The sequence below is a fragment of the Bradyrhizobium sp. HKCCYLRH3097 genome (assembly GCF_051167875.1).
Taxonomy (GTDB): domain Bacteria; phylum Pseudomonadota; class Alphaproteobacteria; order Rhizobiales; family Xanthobacteraceae; genus Bradyrhizobium.
The window spans coordinates 1-7,916 of the sequence record NZ_JBNPTX010000024.1; the positions used below are offsets into that span (position 1 = coordinate 1).

8 protein-coding genes and 1 pseudogene are annotated in these 7,916 nt (G+C 66.7%); 6 read left to right on the top strand and 3 right to left on the bottom strand.

Going from position 1 to position 7,916, the window contains the following annotated elements:
- Both ACQR0U_RS32235 and ACQR0U_RS32240 read right to left on the bottom strand, forming a co-directional pair.
- Positions 1-100 (bottom strand): annotated as a pseudogene (locus ACQR0U_RS32235) (transposase); the annotation flags it as partial.
- Between the two features lie 200 nt (positions 101-300).
- Complete coding sequence (locus tag ACQR0U_RS32240) at positions 301-951, bottom strand: TetR family transcriptional regulator (RefSeq protein ID WP_434844041.1); 651 nt, start codon at positions 949-951, stop codon at positions 301-303.
- A gap of 93 nt (positions 952-1,044) precedes the next feature.
- On the opposite strand from ACQR0U_RS32240, the gene ACQR0U_RS32245 reads away from it, so the two are divergent.
- Positions 1,045-1,707, top strand: coding sequence for an O-methyltransferase (locus ACQR0U_RS32245; protein ID WP_316193983.1), 663 nt, complete (start codon positions 1,045-1,047; stop codon positions 1,705-1,707).
- 113 nt (positions 1,708-1,820) lie between these two features.
- On the top strand, positions 1,821-2,471 hold the full coding sequence (locus ACQR0U_RS32250; RefSeq protein WP_434844042.1) for an aspartate/glutamate racemase family protein: 651 nt from the start codon (positions 1,821-1,823) through the stop codon (positions 2,469-2,471).
- 12 nt (positions 2,472-2,483) lie between these two features.
- Here the strand turns inward: ACQR0U_RS32250 and ACQR0U_RS32255 are convergent, their stop codons facing one another.
- On the bottom strand, positions 2,484-3,842 hold the full coding sequence (locus ACQR0U_RS32255) for an LLM class flavin-dependent oxidoreductase (RefSeq protein WP_434844043.1): 1,359 nt from the start codon (positions 3,840-3,842) through the stop codon (positions 2,484-2,486).
- 186 nt (positions 3,843-4,028) lie between these two features.
- On the opposite strand from ACQR0U_RS32255, the gene ACQR0U_RS32260 reads away from it, so the two are divergent.
- From ACQR0U_RS32260 to ACQR0U_RS32275, 4 genes are all read left to right on the top strand, one after another.
- The gene (locus ACQR0U_RS32260; RefSeq protein ID WP_434844044.1) at positions 4,029-5,696 is read left to right on the top strand and encodes a tannase/feruloyl esterase family alpha/beta hydrolase; all 1,668 of its coding nucleotides are present in this window, start codon (positions 4,029-4,031) and stop codon (positions 5,694-5,696) included.
- Positions 5,697-5,839: 143 nt separating this feature from the next.
- Positions 5,840-6,049, top strand: coding sequence for a PRC-barrel domain containing protein (locus ACQR0U_RS32265; RefSeq protein ID WP_315718640.1), 210 nt, complete (start codon positions 5,840-5,842; stop codon positions 6,047-6,049).
- Positions 6,050-6,379: 330 nt separating this feature from the next.
- On the top strand, positions 6,380-6,607 hold the full coding sequence (locus ACQR0U_RS32270) for a hypothetical protein (RefSeq protein WP_315718641.1): 228 nt from the start codon (positions 6,380-6,382) through the stop codon (positions 6,605-6,607).
- A 510-nt stretch (positions 6,608-7,117) separates the two neighbouring features.
- Positions 7,118-7,348, top strand: a complete 231-nt coding sequence (locus tag ACQR0U_RS32275; protein WP_315828605.1) for a hypothetical protein — start codon at positions 7,118-7,120, stop codon at positions 7,346-7,348.
- Positions 7,349-7,916 lie beyond the last annotated feature (568 nt).

A 7,916-nucleotide genomic window follows, 5' to 3' on the forward strand; every position in this document is an offset into this window, starting at 1 on the left:
TGCGGCCGGCCTCCCGTTCGAGCCGCCGGCTCGACTGCACCCGGTTCAGATAGCCGTAGATGTAAAGCTTCAGGAGAGCCGAGGGGTGGTACGTTGGCTGCGGGCCCCCGACCTGCGGCGCTATATCAAGTCAGCGGCGATCTGGGATACGACGGCATCAAGTCAACGTAGCGTCGCGGCAGGCCGTGGCCGTGCAGAGGTTCCCAGTGTGCGTGGGAGAGGCGTGGTGCGCGGGACAAGCCAGCGCATGGCGGGAGTGCCCCGAGAGGCCGCTTGACCGGAGACGCGCCGGCTCTAGGACTACTCGGCCTTACGTCTGTGAGGCTTGTTCGCGGTGGAGAGATACGCACAGAACATGTCGGCCATCGCATCGGCATAGGCCGATATCTCGGCCCGGCTGCGCGGTGTCTCCGAGAAGTGCTTGCCGACCTGGCCGAGCGTCGTCTTGATCAGGTCGGCGACCCGCGCGCGCTCGGCCTCTCCGGCACCAGGCAGCACCTCGCGCATGAAGGCGAGCATGGCGCGGCGGCCACGGGTCCTGGCCTGGCGTGCCTCGGGCGCGTCGCGATAGAGCGGGGCGGCGTCGTCGAGCGCGCCGCGCACGGCGGCCTCGTCGCACTCCGATTGCAGGAACGCGTGAACGAGTGCACGCAATCGCGTCAGAGGCGGACGGCGCGTGTCCTCCAGAATGCCGTGCAGCAGTTTCGTCGTCTGCTGCCACTCGTCGCTCTGCAGCCTGAACAGGATCGCCGCCTTGTTCGGGAAGTACTGATAGAGCGAGCCGACGCTGACGCCGGCCTTCTCGGCGACACGGGCCGTGGTGAAACGTTGCGCGCCTTCCTTGGTCAAAACCTGAACAGCCGCCTGCAGAATGGCCGCGACGAGGTCGGCCGAGCGTGTCTGTTGCGGCAGTTTTCGCGGGGAAATCGGGGCTTTTCGAGCCGGGGCCATGGAGCGTTCCGAAATGCGATTAGCGAATGCGAATGATTATTCGTATTCTGACTTCGACGCAAACGACACGCATCGAGACCACGGAGAATATCAATGCTCACCCTGACCACCCAGCCGGTGGCGCCGCTGCTGGACCGCCTGCTTGCCGAGGCCACGTTGCTGCGGCCGGAGACGAGCCCGATCTTCGCCGGCATGGCCGAACGGGGCGCGCAACTGATGCGCAGCCGGTCCGGCCATGTCGAGCTCTACACGCAGCTCAAGGACTTTCCGTTGCCCGTGTCGCGCGACACCGGCATGCTGCTCTACATGCTGGCGCGCGGCGTCGGTGCGCGATCGATCGTCGAATTCGGCACCTCGTTCGGCATCTCGACGCTGTTCCTCGCCGCGGCGCTGCGCGACAATGGCGGCGGCCGGCTGATCACCACGGAGTTCGAGCCGTCCAAGGTCGCCCGTGCCCGTGCCAACCTCGCGGAGGGCGGCCTGGCCGATCTGGTCGAGATCCGCCAGGGCGACGCCCTGCAGACGCTGAGCGCCGATCTGCCGGAGACCATCGATCTCGTGCTGCTCGACGGCGCCAAGCCGCTGTATGGCGATATCCTGGCGCTGCTCGAGAGCCGGCTCAGCGCCGGCGCGTTCATCGTCGCTGACAATGCCGACCACAGCCCCGACTACCTCGCCTACGTCCGTTCGCCTGATAACGGCTATCTGTCGGTGCCGTTCGGCGACGAAGTCGAACTGTCGATGCGGATCGGGTGAGCGCCGGCGACGAACGGCGGACGCCCGCCACCCCATAGGCGAATGGGCCTGGAGTTGACGTTTGGCCGACGATTGTTCACGAGGAGAGCTTCGTCATCTGAGCAACCGTCCTCATGCCCCGCATCCTCCTGATCAATCCCAACAGCTCGGCCACGACCACCGCGATGATGGTGTCGATTGCGGCCGCCTGTTGCGCCGGCCGGGCCGAGGTGGTCGGCGCGACCGCGACGCGGGCGCCGGCCATGATCGTGGATGCCGAGGCGCTGGCCGCATCGGCGGCGGAAGTGGTCGATATCGGCCGCGCGCATCGCGATGCTTGCGATGGCATCATCGTCGCGGCGTTCGGCGATCCCGGCGCCGCGGAGCTTGGCAGCCAGTGCTCGCTGCCGGTGGCGGGCATCGGCGAGGCGTCGATGCGCGAGGCCGCAGAGGGCGGGCGGCGCTTCGGCGTTGCCACGGTGACACCTGCGCTGGTCGCGAGCATCGCGGGCCTTGCACACAGGCTGAACCTGTCGGCGCAGTTCACCGGGACGCGTCTGACGCAGGGCGACCCGGCCGCGCTCGCCGTCGATCCGGCGCGGCTTGGTGCCGCCCTGGCTGACGCCACGCGCGCCTGTATTGCCGAGGACGGCGCCGAGGCCGTGATCATCGGCGGCGGGCCGCTGGCGCAGGCCGCCGATCAGTTGCAGCGGCAATTCGCCGTGCCGATCATCAAGCCGATCGAGGCGGCGGTGGCCGTGTTGCTGTCGCGTCTGTCGGGCTGAGTGCCAGCGGCATTACGGCCGGTAGCTCGCCGCCGGATGCGGTGCCGCGAGCCGGGCGCGGCCGAACATCTTCTCGCGCAAAGTACCCGGCTGGTAGGCCTTCTTGTAGCGGCCGCGTCTGGTCAGCTCCGGCACCAGCATGTCCGCGACATCGGCAAAACTCTCCGGCGACAGCGCAAAGGCGAGGTTGAGGCCGTCGACGCCGGTCTGCTCGATCCAGCTCTCGATGAGATCGGCGACCTTCGCCGGTGAGCCGACGAACACCGGGCCGATACCGCCGATGCCGACATGCTCGGCAACCTCGCGCACGGTCCACACCCGGTCCGGATCGGCCCGCGTGACGTTGTCCATCGCACTGCGGCCGGCATCGTTGAGCACGTGGCGGACCTGCTGGTCGAGGTCGTAGGTCGAGAAGTCGACGCCGGTCCAGCCCGACATCAAGGTCAGCGAGGCCTCGTGGTCGATGTAGCGGCGATAGTCGGCGAACTTCGCCTCGGCCGCCGCATCGGTTTCGCCGAGCACGACGGTGGCGATGCTGAAGATGACGATGTCGCTGCCCGCGCGACCCGCGTCGGCGGCGGCCTGGCGGATCGCGGCGACGCGCGGCGCGATGATCTTGGCGGACGGGCCGGACATGAACACGCATTCGGCATGCCGGCCGGCGAACACGCGGCCGCGCGGCGAGGTGCCGGCTTGATACAGCACCGGCGTTCGCTGCGGCGACGGCTCGCAGAGATGGATGGCGTCGAGCTGGTAGTTCTCGCCGCGATGGCTGACACGGTGAACCTTCGTGGGATCGGTGAACACGCCGCTGGTCCGGTCGCGCTTGACGGCATCGTCCTCCCAGCTGCCTTCCCACAGTCTGTAGACGACCTCCATATACTCGTCGGCGACGTCGTAGCGATCGTCATGCGCGGTCTGGCGCTCCCTGCCCATGCCGCGTGCGGCGCTGTCGAGATAGCCGGTGACGATGTTCCAGCCGATGCGGCCCTCGGTGAGATGATCGAGCGTCGACATCCGCCGCGCGAACGGGTAGGGCGGCTCATAGGACAGTGTGCAGGTGACGCCGAAGCCGAGATGGGAGGTCGCGGCGGCCATCGCCGAGATCAGCATCATCGGATCGTTCACCGGCACCTGGATGGCGTGGCGGAGCGCCGCGTCGGGGTTGCCGCCATAGACATCGTAGACGCCGAGCACGTCGGCGAGAAACAGTCCGTCGAAGCGGCCGCGCTCCAAGGTCTTGGCGAGGTCGAGCCAATAGGGCAGGCGATTGTAGTCGGAGGAACGGTCGCGCGGATGCCGCCACAGGCCGGGCGACTGGTGCCCGACGCAGTTCATCGCAAAGGCATTCAACCTGATGTCCGCAGCCATGATGTCCCTCGACGCTTCCTTGAACACCCATCAGATGGCACGCTTCGGCTGACGTTTTCAATCGCACCCATGCGCACGGCCGCTTGCGGCGGGCGCAGGCTTGGCTATGGTCGGAAGCGATCGAGCGCGCCGCGAAGCAACGACGATGCGTGACGGGCTTTGGCCCGCAGGTGTGAGGACGACGTGATGACGATCCGTGTGACGGCGCTGACCGCGGTGTTGCTGACGACGTCGGCCATGGCGTCCGCGCAGGCGGAGGATTTCAAGGCGAGCTGCGCCACGCTGGCTCAGGGCTTCTCCGGCAGCGGCCGCATCGTCACGGCGGAATTCGTCGCTGCGGGCGGCGTGCAACTGGCGCCGCCCGCGCCTGCGGGCGCGACCGCACCCGCGCCGGATCACTGCCTGATCCGGGGCAAGATCAACGAGCGTACCGGCATCGACGGCAAGCCCTATGCTGTTGGCTACGAGCTGCGATTGCCTGCGACGTGGAATGGCAAGTTCGTCTTTCAGGGCGGCGGCGGCGTCGACGGCGTGCTGCGCCCGGCACTCGGCCTGCTCACCGGCGCCACGCCGCCGAATGGACTCTCCAACGGCTATGCCGTGGCCTCGACCGACGCAGGCCATCTCGAGGAGCCGGGGCCGCTCGGGCCCTATCTGTTCGGCCTCGATCCGCAGGCGCGGCGCGACAAGGGCTACAGCTCGATTCCGCCCGTGGCTGCTGCCGCCAAGGCCGCGGCCGAGAAGCTGTACGGCAAGGCGCCGCGCCGGTCCTACTTCGCCGGCTGCTCCAACGGCGGCCGCCAGGCGATGGCGGTGACGCAGCGATTCCCGGAGCTGTTCGACGGCGTCATCGCCGGCGCGCCGGCCTATCGCGTGCCGCTGGCCGGCATCGATGTGATCGCGCAGGAGCAGGCGCTGCTGGCGATCGCGCCGCCCGGCCCCGACGGCAAGGCCGATGTCGGCAGCGCGCTGAGCGACGAGGACCTGAAGCTGGTGGCCGATGCCGTGACCGCGTCGTGCGATGGCGCCGACGGCGCCAAGGATGGCATGGTGCAGGACGTCATGGCCTGCCGCTTCGATCCGGCCGCGCTCGCCTGCAAGGAGGGCCAGAGTTCGCAGTGCCTGCCTGTCCCCAAGCTGAAAGCCGTCAAGCTGATGTTCGACGGCAGCCGTAATTCCATGGGCGGATTGATCTATGCGCGCTGGCCGTATGATCCCGGCCTCGCCGCGCCCGGCTGGCGCGCCTGGAAGCTCGGTACGCCCAAGGCGAGTCCGCCCAATGCGCGCAATCTCACGCTCGTTCCCGGCGGCGTCGCCTATGATTTCATGAGCCCGCCGGAGACGCCGGAGGATCTCGTCGCCTGGGTGCGCAACTTCGATCTCGACCGCGATCCGCGGAAGGTGATGAAGGGCGCCGGCGGCTTCGACGCCGGCATGGAATATGAGGCCGCGACCTCGACCGATCTCGACGCCTTCAAGGCGAAGGGCGGCAAGATGCTGTTCTATCACGGCACGGCCGACCCGATCTTCTCGGCGCTCGACACCGTCGACTATGTCGATCAGCTCAAGACCAAATACGGCGCCGATGCCGACGGCTTCGCGCGGCTGTTCCTGGTTCCCGGCATGAACCATTGCGGCGGCGGACCCGCCACCGATCAGTTCGACTTGCTGACCGCGCTGGACCGATGGGTGGAGGGCACGGCCGCGGCGCCCGAGGCGATCCGGGCCACCGCGCGGCGCGCGCCCGATGTGCCATGGCCCGGGCGCACACGCGATCTCTGCGCGTTCCCGAAGGTGCTGACCTACAAGGGCAGCGGCAGCCTCGAGGATGCGGCGAATTTCGAGTGCCGCTGATGGGCAAGCCCGGCGCTCGCTGCCTTGCGGCGCGCACGATTGCTTGAGGACGGGTTGACGTTCGGCGTCCGCATGCCGACTTGAACGACCGTCGAGCGGCCTGTGCTGCCCGGCGGTTCCCCCCTCATGTCTCGAAGTTCCTCATGGTTGCCGTCAAGACGCGAGCCTTCTGCATCCTGCGCGAATTCGAACGGGCGCAGACCGAGCTGGTCGGCAAGGCTGTGGCGCTGAGCGACGGCAAGGCCGGAACAGTGGAGTACGTCCATCTTGACGAACTCCACGGTCTGCGCATCACCATCGGTGGCCATGACGGCCGCTGGCCGGTGTCGACCATCAAGTTCGCGCAGGCCTGAGTGGCATTGCCTCGTCCACTCAGGTCGCGCAACGACGTGCTGGACTGGCTCCGGACGCTGCGGCGAAAGCGCATGCTCGTTCTGCCCAACCGCGCGCATCAGCCGATGGGACCGGGGCGGGCAGAGACCGCCCCCGGTCCACGCATCCCAGCCGTGCGAAGGAGCCGTCGGCGGTGCTGCGGCTAGCCTCGATGCTCCCGGCGCGGCCGGCCGCTGCTGCTCTGCCGCCCGGACGACGTTGGTCACGGCCGATTCACTTATGTTGATGCGCGCGGCAGCTCCTGATCTAGAGTCGTCGATGCGCATCAATGAAACTGGATGCAATCCCGCATGGACGTAGAAGGTCAAAAGAAGCGGCGCCGGCGTGTCAAGCAGACGATGTCGTTGGGTGAGCGGTTGCTGGAGATGGCGCGCGAAGCGCGAGACAGGGCGAAACGTCTGCCCCCGGGCATCGAGCAGGCCAGGCAGCTGCGGCGCGCCCGCGAGGCCGAAGCGATCGTCGAGCTCGATCGCTTCCTGACGGCTCCAGCACGCAGCACGCCGCCGCGATCGCGTTGACGCCGTCTCGCGCCGGCCTCGGACGATGCGGCGCCGCGGAGGTCACCACGCGGCAGGTCACCAGGCAACAATGTCGACCAAGCAACAATGCCGCGGCTGCTCTTGCTGCATGTGGGCTCGAATTGATGCTGGCATCGCTGCAACAACGCGCTCGACAGGATCGACGTCCTCAGCGGACCGTAACGTCCGTGCGTTGGGCAAGTCAGTCCAGAGACGCGAGCACGATCAACCAATTCCAAGGCCGCGCTGATTGAAGCATGTTTGGTTGGTGGCGAGGGCGCCCTCGTCGGGCTGGTGGTATTTCCGGAGCTTGCGGCAACAGGGCTGACCGATCCGGCCGGGACAGCCGAGCCATTCCCGGCCGCGTCACCGCCAGGCTTGCGGATATCGCCGATCGTCCCTCGCATCACTTCCGTGCTCGCGGTGGCGAGACCAATGCCAGTTCGCATTCGCGAATGTGTGCGACGCCGCGAACTTCGATTCCGGGCTCCGCGGCCCGGTCCGGAACCATTGGCGTTCCGCGCTGCGCCGCGATCGTCGCAGGCGGGGGAGGGGATCGCGACCCTCGAAATCGACACCAGCAATCTCGGCAGCGTCTGTCCGACCAACCTCGTCCGGCGGAAGGATCTCGTCCTGCATGCCCATGCCGCACTCGCATCGTGCGCTGGTGCAACCGAAGGCGAGCAATTCCTGACGCTGCGCGCGCCCGCCGCTCCAAAATGGAACAGAAACGGCGTGTGAGGAGGCCGAGCGTGGGCGGCGACAGCGCTATCCACATTTCTGCACAGCCGTCGCAAAAAGTTCTTGCGCGGGATGCGGCATCGCACTATCTCACCACCACGCCAGCCGGACATCACTGATGACTGAGGCCCCCGACCTTCGGGACCAACGTTGTTTTCTTTGATGTTTCTTCTTCCGACTGGCTCCTGAGTTTTTCTTCGGAAAGGCTCTTGACGGTCTCTCAAAATCAGCTATGTGAAGCGCCCCGGCAATCGGGACTTCCACGGTGAACGAGACCAAAGAAGTTGATGCACTAATTAGTTCGAAGCGAACTAACAAGTGCGGGCTGTTTGACAAGTGAAGATGAAGAAAGAGAAACGTGGACGGCGGAGTCCTTGCGGGTCTCGGGATTGAAGGCTTCGGCTTTTGGTTCTGGGATCGGACGAGAAGACTTCGGCGGACAATGTTTCAAAGGTAACACCATGGTTTCCGCGCTGTGAAGCGTGGAGATCGATTGGTGGGACCTCGTCAAACGTTGTGATCAGCCGGTTCAAAGCTTCAAGTTCAACTTGAGAGTTTGATCCTGGCT